Raw genomic sequence first — 15,897 nt, 5'->3', positions numbered from 1 at the left:
TGCCGGAATCGGCAGCCTTGTCCTAATTGTATGGGTCTTGCGTACCAGGATCGCGCGAATTAGATTAATCCGGCTTTTTGCAGCAGCCGCTGCACGATTGCCGCTGTCTCCGCCCTCGTAATATTGGCCTGCGGCCTTAGCTGCTCGCCGCTTCCCTCTACGATGCCGTAGTGGATATTAAGCGCTGCGGACGACGCAGCCCAATCGCTTAACAGACTCTTATCGGAAAATGCGGCAAGCAGCTTTTCCTGTTGTCCGGATGCGACCGATAAGTCCATTCCGATCAGCTTCATCGCCTTGGACAGAATGGCCATAGCCTCCTGTCTGGTGATCTTCCGATCCGGACCGAACGTGCCGTCCTCGTAGCCTTGCACCAAACCGTAAGAGGCGCCAACGGATACGGCCTCGTAGCTCCAATCCGACGATTTCATATCGTTGAACGCCGGAGCCTGGTTCGCCTTCCGCAGGCCGAGCGCTCTGACGACGATAGCCGTGAATTCCGCCCGCGTAATGTCATGGTCCGGCTTGTACTGCCCGGAGGTTACCCCGTTTACGACCAGACGCGACGCCATATCGTCGATGCTTGCTTTGGCCCAATGACCCGTAAGGTCGTCAAAGGTTTTCACATTGTAGATGACCGAGTAGCTGCTGTTTGTCAAGCTGTTGATCACCGCATAATAGTTCCCTTCCCATTGCGTCACTTTCGTCGGCACATGCGCAAGCGTACCGTCCGCTTTCAAAACGACGCCCGTCGTAACCCGGGTCGGATCCACGCCCTCCGGGATGGCAATCATCCGTTCCACGTAAGAGGCAAACTGGTTCACCTCGATAGTATTGCCATCGCCAGTAACCGCTCTTATCGTAAAATCGTGCGGCGGCACAACCAAGGTCAGTTCATCGGTGGCAGCGGCATTTTGGACGACGCGAACCGTATCGGAAGTCGAGACGGCTACTTCGATTCGGATTGCAATGTTCTCGAGCGCTTCGGTTTTACCAAGCTGTTCCGAAACCGCGTCGATATGGATCTGCGATGCCGGAATGATGTAGATGCCATACGGCGTTTGGAGTCTTACAACCCCTTGTTTTTGCTCCAGACTTTTCACCATCCGGCCATTCAGCTCGCCGACGATCGTATCTGCATTCGCCGTGACCGGAATCGTAATGACTGCGCCCGAGCCTTCGGCCGCGAGCTTCTCGTCCAGCTTCTTCGGATCGAGCGCAACCGTGGTGACCTTCCTGTCGTTCACCGTTGTTGTCGTCACCACCCCGGCATTTTCCGCTTTTCCATTTACGTACACGGTCGCAGCTGCGTCCGGTTTATCGGATGGTACCGATGGCTGGGATGGTGCGGATGGCGACGTAGGTGTTGACGGTGTCGGCGACGAGCCCTCCCCTTCGCTGCCGCCGCTGGAAGGCGCGCTTGGCGTAACCGCATTGGACGGTTCGGAAGCGGCGCTGCCGCCCACACGGTTGATGGCTTTGACTGTAAACGTATAAGCCGTGCCGTTCGTCAGCCCTGTCACCGTAATCGGGCTCGTCGTTCCGGTTGCCGTTATGTTTCCGGGCGATGCCGTCACTTCGTAACCGGTGGTCGCGAATCCCCCGTTATCGGTCGGAGCCTGGAACGTAACGGTCGCTTGGCCATCGCCCGCCGCAGCAGAAACCTGATACGGAGCGGATGGAACGGCGCCCGGCACGGTGTTGACCTCGTTCGATGCCGCGCTGTCTCCTCCTGCATTCATTGCCTTGACGACGAAGAAGTATGTCGTTCCGTTCACAAGGCCTGTTATAGGATGACCGTAAACCGTGCCGCTTACTGTAGCAATCTCCGATCCATACAGGCCGGAAGCCGTACTGACGTAAATTTTATACCCCATCGCGCCGCTTACCGGATTCCAGGAAAGGGCAGCTTCTCCATTGCCTGCAACAGGGGCTTTCAGTACCGGCACTCCCGGCAACGGCGCTTGCGGCGTTGCGCTCCTTTCGTTCGATGACGGGCCGTTCACTCCATCGTACTTCGCTTTGACGACAAAGTAGTACGTCGTTCCGTTCACAAGCCCCGTCACCGCATGCTCGTAGACCGAGCTGGCCACCGTCGTCATTTCCGTTCCGTACTGGCCCGGTGTCGTGCTGACGTAAAGGTTGTACCCCATCGCTCCGCTTACCGAGCTCCAGGAAAGCGTCACTTGTCCGTCACCCGCTGCCGGCGCTTGCAGGACCGGCGATACGGCTTCCATAATCTGGTCGTCGGTGATCGGAAGCTGGGTCCATTTGAGAATCCCGTTGCCGCTGTCGACCTCGACCACATACAGATATTGCCCGGTCGTCGCTTCCATATTGCCGTTTTTTGTCAACGTCTGCGTATACCGAAGGGCGGCCGCGTCTGCTCCGACCGCCGGCTGCATAAAGGAATCCGCCGGGCCGATCGCGTATTTGTAGCTGCCGCTGCCGGGCAGCTGAATGACCTGCGTCGTGCCCGGAACCGTTCCCTTGGCAAGCTCGATGCCGGTTAAGGCCGGCGCCGCTACCGCAATCTGCTCGTCCGTGACGGCAACATCTTTCCATTTGACGATCCGGTTGCCGCTGTCCACTTCAACCACATAAAGATGCTGGCCGCTGCGAACGGCGATGTTGCTGCTCAATGACAGCGTCGCCCCGTAATTCAACGCTCCCGCATCCGCTCCTGTAAGCGGCTGTGCATACGCGCCGGCTGCTCCGATCGCATATTTGTATACACCGGTGCCCGGCAGCTGCGTTGCTCTCGTAGTGCCGATATACTTGCCGGTGCCCCATGTCAAACCGTTGAGCGTTGGAGCCAGCTTCGCGATCTGCTCCTCCGTGACAAGGAAGTCGCTCCACTTGACAATTTTGTTATTGCTGTCGACCTCGACGGCGAAAATATGCTGGCCGCTGGTCACAGCTATATTGCCGTTCGTCACAAGCGAATTCGTATAGCCGAGCTGGGCAGCATCAGCACCGCTGACCGGCTGCGTGAAGGAGCCTGCAGCGCCCAGCGCGTATTTATAGGTGCCTGTGCCCGGCAGCTCCGTGGCCTTCGTCGTGTTCACCACGCTGCCCGGTGCCCAGGCGAGCCCGACGATCGGAGGCGCCGCTACGGCAATCAGGCTGTCGTCAATCGGAATGCTGGCCCATTTGAGAATGCGGTTGTTGGCATCCACCTCGACGGCGAACACCCGTTTACCGCTAGTCATGGTAACATCCACATTTTGCTGAAGCGTTTGGGTATATGCGACTGTCGCATCATCGCCTACCATCGGCTGAGACAGCGCATCCGGATCGGCGATTGCATACTTGTACGTGCCGGTACCGGGCAGCGCGGTGGCGCGAATCGTCCCCGGCGTGCTGCCGGTGCCCCATTCGAAACCGCTCAGGGTCGGCGCCGGCAGAGGGATCGAAACGCTCACTTCCGTCGAATACGAGCTTTCCCCGTCGGTATTGACGGCCTTAACCGCAAAGTAGTACGTATTCCCTGCCTCCAGGCCGGTAGCCGTGTAGCTTCCTTGCGTGCCGGGGAGGGTTGCTAGCGGAGCGGAAGCGTACGTACCGGTCTGGGTTCCCTTGTACACTTTATACCCCGTGATCCCCGTCCCGACCGTCCAACTGATCGCTGCCGCATCACTGCCGCTTCTTGTCGCCTGTACGCCGACGGGTGCCGAAGGCCCTTCCTTATACTCGGACACTCTGACTTTACCGCTATACCCCCAAATCAAATAAAGCCGGTCGCTTGTTGCGACAAAACTGCCTTCATAAGTGTTCGCGCCGCTCGATTCCAAACCGCTGTTGGCCGGTGTCCAACTCGTCCCATCATAAAATGCTGCTTTTACAGCCATGGAGGGATTGGACGTGTTCCAATTCAACCAATTGGCGAACAGCTTGTTATGAAAGACGGTAAGAATCATGTTTTGCTGATTAAAGCCCGGTGTTTTCGGGAATATTCCGTCCCCCACATTACTCCAGCCATTGCCGCCGTAAGCTTTTATTTTATAGTCGGCATTGTCTTTCCAAACGACATACAACAAACCGTTATAGGCTTGAATCTGCGGTACGAGGACCTGCGAATACGAGTCGCTGATGCCGTTCGCGCCAGATACATTGTCCCAGACGCCGGTTGCCAGTCGTTTCATGACAGGAAGATAGTAGGTAGACGGATTCAATGTCTGCTCGTCCCACGCCAAATAAAGCTCGTTGTTATACACAGCAAAAGCCGGGTACTCTGCCCTACTGTTCGATTTCAGCGAATTGATGGAATCGCTCGTCCACGCGGTACCGTTATATTTCTTAACTTGGATCTTGCCATCCTCGGCCCAAGACGCATACAAGAAGCCGTTGTGCGCGATCATGGTAGGCATCCGCCCTAATCGGTTACCATTCGACCCGTTGAGAGGAATCGGGGTCGGGTCAATGGTTGTCGATACCCACGACGCATTTCCTTGCAGCTTTTTTACATAGATCGCCTTTTGTGGGTAGCTTCCGACTTCCTCTTCCCAGATCGCATAGAGTTCATTGTTATAGACAGCCAAGAATGGGGCGGATCCGACTTTATTGTGATTCACATTCAACGGTGTTCCGCCGTCTGCGGAGACCCATTGCCCGTCCTCCATTTTCATCACTCGAATCGTAACAGAGGACATCATATCCTGCTCTTGGAAAATCACATACAATTGATTGTTAAACATGGCGGCTTTCGGAGTACTTGTGTATTTCATAGAAGATGGGGGATTAGAAGTGAATCCTCCGCCGTCAATGGAGGTCCATCCGGGACCGCTTTGGGGCTCTGCATGCCCGATAGTAGGCTGGATGGTGCTCCATAGCAGCAAGATACTGAGCAGCGAAAAGAGCCATATTCGCCAGATAGGTTTTGATTTTGCGTACATCATTTTGCTTCAATTCACCTCGTTGTTAAATTGGATGATAGGACTTATTACCCAACATAACAAACAGGCACTCAACATTTTTACAACAACCAACATATATCACCTTGATTCGACAAAATAACGGCTGCTGACAGCATCTTAGCCTTATGCCTCTTCCAGCAGCATTCGCTCCTTCATCGCTTTCGTCTGTCGGGCTCCGGCTTGGTCGCCGGCTCGGTTCAAGCAGTCGAACAGCATGTCATAGTACTCTTCCCGGTTCGGCTCGAGCCGGATCAGTTGGCGAAGAATCATGGACTGCACATCGTCCTCGGCGTTATCCAGTGCTTGGACCATGCTGGATATCCATGTCAAGCGCAGCTCCATTCTGCGGGCGTTCGCCCATTGATAATGCTCGGTCTCGAAATAATCCCCGGTGTAAAGCGGCAGCGTTTCTCTCCATTCCTTTCCGGAAAGGCTGGCCTGCAAATGGTCCGATAGCCGGTCGATATCGCTTTGGATGATCGAGCTATGGATCCAATACCGTTCGTCGCCGTACATCACCATATCGGGATACCCTTCCGACTTGAACATGCTGCGCAAATAATAGAGAGACGTATGGAACAGCCGTTGGCTTCGCTCTACCGGATACTCTGGCCATAGCTCCTCCAAGATGACATATTTGTACACCGGCTGGCCTTGATAATGCCAGAGGAGAGCGAAAAGCTCCTTCGTTTTTTTCGTCCGCCACGTCATCAACCGCCCGTCGGCAGCGTAAAGCTCCATGCTCCCGAGTACCTTGAGCGATAACGGCGATTCCTCTCTCCCGCCGGTTTGTTCGGCCGATGGGGGGACTAAACCGTTACCGATACGTTTCGTTTTTCTTTCATGCAAATCCGCAAATCGCGCTAACGCCTTGATCAGCCGTTCCTTGGCAACGGGTTTGAGCAGATATCCGATCGCATTCGTATCGAAAGCGTCGATCGCATATTGATGGTGTGCGGTCACATATATAATTTCGGCGTCGGGACAACGGGCGAACAGCATTTCCGCCGCTGCAATACCATTGGTTCCCGGCATCTCGATATCCAGAAAAATCAAATCGGGCTGCAGCCGAGCGCACGGTTCAAGCGCTTCGGTAACGAGCTGGAATTTGCCCACAACCTCGACGCCGCCAATCTCCATCAGTTCAATGTCCAGAACGTCCAATGCTATTTCTTCATCGTCAATCAGAATTGCTTTCCACATCGGAAACCTCCGTAAGATAAATCGTAATTCGGGTTCCCAAGCCCGTTTGGCTGTTTATGTTCAGTTTCCGCCCATACTTCATTTGCAGCCGGCGGTTGACGTTGTCGATCCCGATTCCGGTTGTATGCCTTTTTTCGAGCATAGCCAGTTTATGTTCATCCATGCCGACGCCATCGTCCTCGACGGTAATTTCCACGCCGCCGTCGCTGCGACGAACGACGAGATGTACGGTTCCTCCTTCAGGCTTCTGCCCTATACCGTGACGAACCGCATTTTCGACGATGGGCTGCAGAATGAGCGGAGGCAGCAGGCATCGAGCTTTTTCATCGATACTGTATTCGACTTTTAGACGCTGGCCGAAACGAAGCTGTTCGATCGCAAGATAGGCGCGAACCAGCTCCAATTCGCGATCCAACGGAACCGTCGCGCTTTGGAAGACAAAGGTGAACTTGGCGCGAAGGTAGACGGTCAAGTGATGAATCGTTTCCCGAAGCTTATTCACATCCTTGTAACTAAGACCTATCAAGGCATTCAGACTGTTATACAAAAAATGTGGAGTGATTTGCGCCTGCAGGAAATCCATTTCCCTGCGAACCGCCTGTTCGGAAGAGCTTTTCATCGCCAGCAGCGACTGTACGCGCGCTTTCAGTTCCGCCAATTCGAACGGTTTCTGCAAAATATCGTTGGCCCCGGCCGCAAAGGCGGCTACGATGTCCCCCGTTTGCCCCGAAGCGGTCAGCATCAGCACCGGAAGCTCGGCGAGCCCATGCAGCAGGCGAATTTCCCGACATACGTCCAAGCCCGAAACGCCCGGCATCATCAAGTCCAACAGGACGAGGTCCGGCTTCTTGCGACGCAAGACTGCCAGCGCTTCCTCGCCGCCGCCGACTGCCGTATAGGCATGCTTCATGGAACCGATCGCATCCATGGCCACTTTCAAATTGGAAGGCTCGTCGTCGACGATCAGAATGTGGAACTCCGTCTCCGGACCGATCTGCGCCGTGACGGCTGGTGAAAGCGCGGCCGGCTCCTTCCTCCGATCATTGGCCGCGGCGGCAACCTCATCGGATCTATTTGGAGCAATCGGCAAGGTGAACGTAAAGCGGGACCCCCGGCCCGTTTCGGACTGCACTTCCATATGGCCGCCTTGCAATTCGACCAATTGCTTCGAGATGCTGAGTCCAAGCCCTATGCCGTCGCGCGAATCGGCGCAATCCTTGTCGTATTGGAAGTAAGGCTGGAACAAACTGCCCATCACGTGCGGGGGTATGCCCCTCCCCGTATCTGCAATCGAGACGGCCAGCATCGCTCCCCGTATTTCAGACGAGATGGACACCGTACCGCGATCGGTATATTTGAGCCCATTCTCCAACAGATTATGTAAAATTTGACGCAGACGATTTTCATCGGCCAGAACAAAGGGAAGTGTAGAAGGCAGCTCGTTGAGCAGCCGGACTTCGCGATTGACGGGCGCAATCGATAAAGTCTCGATAACGAAACGAGTGGACATGTTCAAGTCCACGGGCTTCGGCTGGATGGAGAGCTGACCGTGCCGAATCCGGTTCATATCCATAATATTGTGCACCAATCCGGCCAGCCTTCGCCCGATCAGATGGAGCAGCCGTATATTTTCGCGATGTTCCGGAGATAGCGGCCTCTCCTTGTTGTCGAGCAGCGCCTGCGACAAATTAATGATTCCGTGCAGCGGGGTGCGAAGCTCGTGCGACGTTTTGGCCAAAAACTCGTCCTTTTGACGATCGTACACGATCAGTTGCTCGGCTAATCGCTCGCTTTGCAGGAAGGCCTCCCGAGCCCGTTCGGACATCAGAAACGATTGCGACAGAACGAGAAGCAGCGGCGTTACGATCATATAAAACGGGTTGTCCAATGCGAGCTGGTATCGCGTCTGTGCATAAACCCAGCTAATCAGAAGGAAGAACACGCCGAGCAAAATATAATAGACATGCACCCCGCGATTCCGGTTGCGAAAAATCCAAACAAAAATGAAAGCAAAAGCGACGACTTGCAACACGATCCCCGGCCATAAGAGAACGACCAAGAAATCGTTCGGAATCGCAACCAATATCAAAAGATACCCGTAGGAAAACCGCGAGAGCAGCCTAAATCCCGCTCCTACCCGATCGCTCAAATATAAGCGGACGTAGTGGATAAAAAACAAGATCGAGTAGTAAGGGAGAATAAAGAGCATTTTCTGCAGCAGCGGGAAAGAGATCGACGGAAGCATCGTTGCCATTATGATTTCGTTGTCTATGCTGAAAAACAGCCCCATCGTCAAACAAAACAAACTAAAAAACAATAAATAAGGCTCCCTGCGCCATTGCTTGAACATTCCGGCGAAATAAATACCGAATACGAGCAGCGTCGTAATGACAATCATATCCGCGAGACGCGCGTTATCGCGCCTGGCCATTACGTCTCCCATTAAACCGAATTCCGGCGCTTGTACCAAACCGCCCTCCATGTACCGATAGCTCGCCACTTGGATAAGGATCTCGATCGTATTCGTCTCCGCCTTGACCGTTCCGAAAAAAGGGAGATTGCTGGGGACAAACCGATCGCTCTGCAGATCCGGGCTTCCGGTACCTCCGAGGTCCGCTCCCCCCATATAGATGTGGCTGGACATACGAATCTTTTTTCCTCTAAGGCTATACAAATCCGGGTCTCCTACCTGTACCTGCAAACGATACGTACCCGCGCCGTATCCGCTGCCGGATGCAACGATGTCCTTCCAGCCTCCGGGAACCCGAATGATTCGCCGTTCCTCTTCTAGCGCCGTCCCGCCTGAACGAAATTGCAGCGGCGTTAACAGCGCATTCTCGTAAAATTCCCATTCGCCCCGCAGCGGGATGATTCCTTGCTGCGCAAAATCCCATTGTCTTGCATCCAGCACGCCATCCCGCGCCTCCGGGTATTGGAAAGTAGGATGCAACCATTCATAGATGAATATAGCCGTAACGACGGCAAATACGCTAATCATGCCAATCAGTACCGCCAGCTGTTTTCTCATTTGAGCCCGTCTACCGTCCTATCTGCGTACTTGACGTTCCAAGATTTTGGCACACGCAAATATAAGTATAGCATCCCTTTTGTCGAAAATAATAAAAAATCCGCGAAAATACGCGGATTCGATACAGCCGTTTTTGGAGGCTTAGCCATCCTTATGGCTTGATAATCATTAGAGCAAACAACAGGACGCCCCGTATTGAGGCCGTGTAGTAAATGCGATTGGCCTTGCTCAAAAACTTGATCGATGTCTCCGGCAGCTTTTGATCTTGTTTGAGTTCAGGGGCTTGGAGCGACTGTTGCAAGGTATAAGCCGGGTATACTTTTCATCGAAAGCTTTATTTGCCGTGTACGCTTTACCCCGCCACATCCCGTTTGGAGAACATGAGCCAGGCAATAAGCTGGAACAGCAAGTAATACCCGGCCAATACGGCTATGGAGAAGATCAACGTCATATCCGGCCGGAGCGGCGTACCGTTCACATATTGGCTCAAGTTGACATTGGCAAAGAGCAAATATTTGACCCACTCATAATTTGACAATAGGTTGACCAGCGTGTTCCCCATCAGGATGAACAGCAGCGAGAAGGCGATCGCCATGGATGAGCTGCGGAACGATGCGGAAATCATGAACGCCATCGTTACGTACATGACCAGTTCGACGACGCCGAAGCCATAGTTCTGTAAAACGTTCAGCAGCATCGACCCTTCGTGTACGTTGCCGTCCGCGCCGATCGTTACGAGCGGCCGCGTTAAGCCGTCGAATCCTTCGAGAATCGCACCCAGCGCGAAGGCGACGGCGAAGGATAGTACGAGCAGGAACAAGGCGAACAGCATAGTTGCCGCGTACTTGCTCAGCAGCACTTTCGTTCTTGACGCCGGGCCGACAAGCAGCAGCTTGATCGTCCCCCATGAAAACTCGGCCGCGACCATGTCTGCGGCTACGACGACCGTCAACAAAGTGACGAGAACGATCAGCGTGGACGATATATTGACGAAAGTCCACAGCGAATTTTCATAAGGATTGATGTCGCGCTCGATGTAATATTCGTTCAATTTGACGCTCTGTTCCATCCTGCTTTTCGTTGCGGGGCTGACCTCGCTTTCCTTCTCGGACATGGTTTGCTTCATCTGCTCGTTCTGAAGAAGGACTTGCTGCTTCCAGTCGGCATTCCCTTCGCGCTTCTGCTCCTCCCATTTCATAAGCCCGGCTACGAACGCAAGCGCGGCTAACAAAATGCCGACCAACACCCAAGTGCGCGTCCTTCGATATATTTTCGTATTTTCGTTTCGTACCAGCATGCCGAAATCAGACAACCTGCTCACCTCTCGTCAGTTCCAAAAATTGATCCTCAAGCGAAACGTCCACTGTCCGGATGCCGTACACTTCGATATCCGCCATTACGAGCTTGCGGTTCAGCTCCGGAATTTGCCCGCGCTCGGCGGTCACCGCCAGTACCCCGTTCCGAACCCCTACGTTCAGATCGGGCAGCATGGCGGCGAGATATTCCATCGTCCGCTCCGGATCGTCGACCTCGATTTCGACCTGTTGTCTGCCGGCAGAGCGCTTCAACTCGCTCATGCTCCGCACGTCGATGAGCTTGCCGGCTTGAATGATGGCGATTCTATCGCACATCAGCTCCATCTCCGACAGCAAATGCGACGATACGATGATCGCGATGCCTTCCTGCTGCGCCAGTGCACGCAAATAATCGCGCAGCTCGCGAATGCCGGCCGGATCGAGTCCATTCGTCGGCTCGTCGAAAATAAGGACGGAAGGCTTATGCAGCAGCGCTTGCGCCACGCCGAGCCGCTGTCTCATGCCGAGCGAGTAGCGCTTTACTTTTTCGTGAATGCGAGTTTGCAAACCGACCAGCTTGACCACTTCATTAATCCGTTCTTTCGTTACGCCGATATGCCGTCTCGCAAATAAGACCAGATTTTGGTATCCGGTCAAAAATTTATACATTTCCGGATTTTCCACAATTGCCCCGATATGCGTCATCGCCATTTCAAAATGACTCCGCACCGAAATCCCTTTGACGAGCACTTCCCCCTTCGTCATCGAGATTAGTCCGACGATCATGCGAATGGTCGTCGTTTTGCCCGCACCGTTCGGACCCAGGAAGCCGAACACTTCCCCCTTCGGCACATCAAACGTCAAGTTGTCGACAATCGTGCGCCCGCCGATTTTTTTCGTTACATTGCGAAGCTGCAAAACCGCTTCTTTGCTCATTCCCAAATAGCCTCCTTGCGCTTTTGGGTTTAGTATAGCGGACCCGGGCATTTTGTCGAATAGTCTCAGGTTCGGCTGGGCACTGGACTAAAGTCCAAACCGCTGCATCTTGCAGCCCGGCAAGATGCGTTTGATTTCGAACCGAAAAACTCAAATGAAAACCCGAGCCCGCCGCCGTTCCTTCCGCCGAAAACGGAAAAAAACCGAGGCCTATGGGGCTCTCGGTTTTCGTTTGAGGCAACCATTTTAAACCGTTATGCCGTCATGCCTTCCTCATCGGCGTCGAGGGAATCACCATGGAAACGGCTGTCCCCCAACCGGGCTTGCTTCTGATCTGCAGTCCATACTCCTCGCCATAGTTCAGCTTCAATCGCTTATCCGTGTTGAATAGCCCGATATGCTCGGAATCCTCCTCCGAGTCCTTCAGCTTTTCCCTGATGATTTTCATGTTTTCGGGCGCGATGCCTGCGCCATTGTCGATGATAGAGATGTGGAGCCGGTCCTTCACGGCAAAGGCCTTCACTTTAATCAGACTTTTCCCTTCTTTTTCCCGAATGCCGTGGTAGATGCTGTTCTCGATAATCGGCTGCAGAATCAGCTTGATGACCGTATAACGATTCACGTCGTCATCGATATCCCAGACGAGATCGAATTGGTCCTTGTAGCGAATTTGCTGAATATCCGTATAACTGATCGTTCGGCGGATCTCCTCCTCCAAGGTGACCCGTTCTTCGGGCTTGCTCAGCGAATAGTCCAGCAGATCGGACAAATTCTCGATCATGTCGCTGACCTCGTTCCGTTTTCCCGAGAGTCCGTATGATTTCCAATAAATGGTCCGTAGCGTATTGAACAAAAAATGAGGGTTGATTTGCGCCTGCAAGGCCGTAAGCTCCATCGCCTGCATTCTGAACTTCTTTTCGGACAATGCGATCTTCAGGAAGCTGTGCTCGATGAACGTTTTCAATATATTGTTGATGATGTAGCTGTACTCGTCCTTAATGCGGGTCGTCATCTGCGGAAACGGTCCCCCGTTCTCGGCCAAATCCAGAATGCGCACGATTCTGGAGATTTGTCTGTAGTTGCGCCGCGTAATGAAGTAAGCCAACCCCAGGCCTATCACATAGGCCGCCGCAAGGAGCATCAGCATAAGCTTGCCGAGCTTGGACGGAAATTCGTAAAGCGTATGCTGCGGAACGATGGAGAAGTATTTCCAGCCGTATCGATCGGACTCGTGTTTGGAAATGATGTAAGAACCGCTTGCAAACGTCATCGTAAAAAAGTCCAGCGGCGATTTACTAATCCGATTCAAATCTATATCCTGCAGCAAAGCGGTATTCGAATTTTGAAAGATGACTTGGTCGTCCGCATTCATGATGAGCAAGCTTTGGTCGGACAGCGGCGTAATGCTCGTCAATATATTTTCGATATAATGCGGCAAGATGTTTAGAACAATAACCCCGTTGCGGGACGACATGCGATGATAGATCGTCAAGAGCTGCAAAGGCTTCTCGTCAAACGAAGCTCGCTTGATTTCCCGCGCTTCCGTCCAGAACGTCTTGTCTGCGGCCTGATTCCGGTAGCTGGCATACCAAGCGTTGTCCGACACCTGATTCAGATTGGCAATTCCTTCGCTGGAGGAGAAAAACCGGCTGCCGGCGCTGTCATAATAAACGTAGATGGAATAAATATACGGTCTTGCGCTCGGGTCGGCGTTCATAAATCCTTTGATGACTTTGGTAACGGCGTTTCTTTCGTATGTGGCCGAATTGCTTTGCAGGATCGCATCCATTTCAAAGCCGATGTCGGCGTTTGTATCGTATACCAAGCTCAACTGATCGATTTCGTTTAAGACAAGCTCGATGGTTTCCTTCGTTTGTTTCAAGATGCTGGCGCTATTTGTATTGATATTGTTTTTAAGCTCGTTCTGGGTCAGCACGATGGACGATGCGCCATAGACAATTAACGGAATCAACAAGAGGATCAGGAACAGGGCTAAGTTTTTTAAAAAGAAACGTTTTTTCAAGGACTGTCCCATTATTCCCGCCCTACTCTCCCCGCGTGACGCTTTCGTTCGTTCGGAAAGCTCGCGGACTTTTGCCGTAATAGCTTTTAAATCTTCTGGTGAAGTTTTTCACGTTAGTATACCCAAGTAGAGCGCTTACATCCAAGGTCCTGTATCGCACATCCTTTAACAGTTCAACCGCTTTTTCCATACGAACGGCCAGCAAATAGTCGGAAAAGTTTTGTCCGGTCTGTTTCTTGAACAGCTTGCTGACATAATTCGGATGCATATGCACAAGCCTGGCCACATCGTCCAGTTCGACATCGCGATAATGTCCTTTGATATGGCTCTTGATGGTGAGTATGACCCGATCATAAAAGTTTTGGACTTCTTCCGAATCCTCCGCAGCCGGTTCCTTGTCGGGAGCTTCCATCGCATACGTTTCTTGATCGAGCTCGTCTTTCACCTTTTCAAATACATGAACCAGCTCGCTGAATTTGGTGGATTTGACGACATAGCTTTTGACTCCGAACGACAACGCTTTTTGCGCGTATTCGAACTCCCGGTGTCCGCTGAAAAAAATAATTTTGATCTTCGATTTTTGCTTATACAGTTCTTCGGCCAACTCGATTCCGTTCATCACAGGCATTTTTATGTCGCAAAGGATAACGTCTACGGTATGGTTTTGGAGAAACTCCAATGCCTGTTTGCCGTTTTCCGCTTGTCCCGCAATCTCAAAACCGACTTCATCCCAAGGAAAAAACCGGCATAGACCCGATCTGATTTCATATTCGTCGTCCACAAAAAGAAGCTTGTACATGCTCACTCCTCCTGGCGGTATCAGCTTGTGCTTTTCATCGTATCCGTCCCGATGCCGGTCGTCAAGTTCATTTTTAGGGGTGAATCGATTGCAGATGAGGCTGTAAGCGTTTCATGAAAGCGCTTTATGATACGGAAATCTCTCTTTTGGGTCGGATAATATTCATCCATGAGGCTATAATATCGTTTTATGATCCCTTTTGCATCTGGAAGCTTCTTGAACTGGCTAATTAACGATACCTTTGGTGAACCGAGGTGCGTTATTGAAACCGATGTCACCTGCTATACTAAGACACAAGGTCGATCGATCACCGACATAGAGCACACGAGGAGGTCAAAGTATGAAAGGGCTTTCGAAAACAGTTCGTGCAGCATGCACCATCCCCTTGCTGGCTTTGGCGGTTGCAGGATGCGGGAGCAGCGAGCCGTCCAAGGACGGTGGCAAGATATCCGGAAACAAGCCTGTCACGATGCGTTTTTCCTGGTGGGGCTCTGACCCGCGCCATAAAGCTACGCTGGACGTTATCGCCCTGTATGAATCGAAAAATCCGAACGTGAAAATCGAAGGCGAATACATGGGGTCGGACGGCTACAAAGAGAAGCTGATGACGCAGCTGGCCGGAGGCTCCGCCCCGGATATTATGCAGATCGACCCGCCATGGCTCGCGGACTTTACGAAGCAGTTCAATTCCTTTGCGGACTTGAATCAAATGCAAAGCCTCGATACGAAAGGCTTCGATCAAGCTTTCGTGAAAAACTACGGCGTCGTCGACGGCAAGCTGGTCGGTCTTCCGACCGGGATTAGCGGCATTACGATGCTCCTTAACAAGGACGTGCTGGCGAAGGCCGGCATCGATCCGAATACCGTCTGGGACTGGGATACGCTTCTGACCGAAGGGGCCAAAGTGAACAAGGCCGATCCCAAATCGTATTTCCTGGTGACTGATCAATTCGCCACCGTCATCCAAATTTTGCCTCCTTATCTGAAGCAAAAAACCGGCAACCAGATCGTCAAGGACGATTATACGCTCGGGTTTACAAGAGACGATCTTGTGGACGCCTTCACCTACTTGAAGAAGCTGTTCGACAACAAGGTGGTGGAGCCTGCCGCCCAGCAATATATGTTCAAGGCCAAATATTTCGAGAATCCGGTCTGGGCGAACAAGCAAGCCGGAGCGACGATCGAATGGATTGCGGCGATCGGTCCCCGCATGGAGCCGTTCAAAGGCTCGGCGGATGTCACCCTTCTTCCGGTTGCCAAGGACGCCAAAGATACAGGCGTGATTGTAAGACCCGCCAATATGCTTAGCATCAACAGCAAATCGCCCAACAAGGAAGAGGCCGCGAAGTTCCTGAACTTCTTCTTCAACGATAAGGAAGCGCTTGCCATCCTGAAGGATACCCGCTCGGTCCCTCCGACCGAAGTCGGCCGCCAAGTCAGCTCGGAGAAGAACCTGATCGACCCGCTGATCCTCAAATCCATCGAGCAGGCTTCCAAGAAACAAGGCATGCCCGACAACGTGCTCTCGCTCAATATCCAGCTCCAGAACATCATGATCGATACGGTGGAAAAGGTCGGATTCGGCAAATCGACGCCGGAGGCGGCGGCAGACGAGATGATCAAGCAGTTCCAGTCCAAGCTGGCCGAATTGAAGGCGGCTGCCAAATAAGTACGAATCGACTGTGACGGGAAAGGAA

At 52.8% G+C, this 15,897-nt stretch carries 8 protein-coding genes; 1 reads left to right on the top strand and 7 read right to left on the bottom strand.

Going from position 1 to position 15,897, the window contains the following annotated elements; genetic code table 11:
• Positions 1–59: 59 nt before the first annotated feature.
• From ABD796_RS34110 to ABD796_RS34080, 7 genes are all read right to left on the bottom strand, one after another.
• Entirely contained in the window at positions 60–4,361 is a 4,302-nt protein-coding gene (locus tag ABD796_RS34110; protein WP_344916981.1) for a fibronectin type III domain-containing protein, read from the bottom strand.
• A 678-nt stretch (positions 4,362–5,039) separates the two neighbouring features.
• Positions 5,040–6,119, bottom strand: coding sequence for a response regulator (locus ABD796_RS34105; RefSeq protein WP_344916980.1), 1,080 nt, complete (start codon positions 6,117–6,119; stop codon positions 5,040–5,042).
• Positions 6,097–9,147 (bottom strand): hybrid sensor histidine kinase/response regulator, encoded by a 3,051-nt coding sequence (locus ABD796_RS34100; protein WP_344916978.1) that lies wholly within the window; start codon positions 9,145–9,147, stop codon positions 6,097–6,099. Before ABD796_RS34100 ends, ABD796_RS34105 begins: the two co-directional genes overlap by 23 nt.
• Before the next feature lie 352 nt (positions 9,148–9,499).
• Positions 9,500–10,468 (bottom strand): ABC transporter permease, encoded by a 969-nt coding sequence (locus ABD796_RS34095; protein ID WP_344916976.1) that lies wholly within the window; start codon positions 10,466–10,468, stop codon positions 9,500–9,502.
• A complete protein-coding gene (locus ABD796_RS34090; RefSeq protein ID WP_344916974.1) occupies positions 10,452–11,378 on the bottom strand; it encodes an ABC transporter ATP-binding protein in 927 nt (308 codons plus the stop codon). Before ABD796_RS34090 ends, ABD796_RS34095 begins: the two co-directional genes overlap by 17 nt.
• A gap of 262 nt (positions 11,379–11,640) precedes the next feature.
• Positions 11,641–13,413: a sensor histidine kinase gene (locus ABD796_RS34085; RefSeq protein WP_344916972.1), complete on the bottom strand. Its 1,773-nt coding sequence runs from the start codon at positions 13,411–13,413 to the stop codon at positions 11,641–11,643.
• A gap of 10 nt (positions 13,414–13,423) precedes the next feature.
• Entirely contained in the window at positions 13,424–14,200 is a 777-nt protein-coding gene (locus ABD796_RS34080; RefSeq protein ID WP_344916970.1) for a response regulator transcription factor, read from the bottom strand.
• 340 nt (positions 14,201–14,540) lie between these two features.
• Here ABD796_RS34080 and ABD796_RS34075 point away from each other — a divergent pair, with 340 nt between their 5' ends.
• A complete protein-coding gene (locus tag ABD796_RS34075; protein WP_344916968.1) occupies positions 14,541–15,869 on the top strand; it encodes an ABC transporter substrate-binding protein in 1,329 nt (442 codons plus the stop codon).
• Positions 15,870–15,897: the final 28 nt, after the last annotated feature.

The organism is Paenibacillus hodogayensis (assembly GCF_039536325.1).
In the GTDB taxonomy this organism is placed as follows: Bacteria; Bacillota; Bacilli; order Paenibacillales; family NBRC-103111; genus Paenibacillus_AB; species Paenibacillus_AB hodogayensis.
The sequence above is the reverse complement of the archived record's forward strand: the minus strand, read 5'-3'. Positions and strand labels throughout refer to the sequence as shown.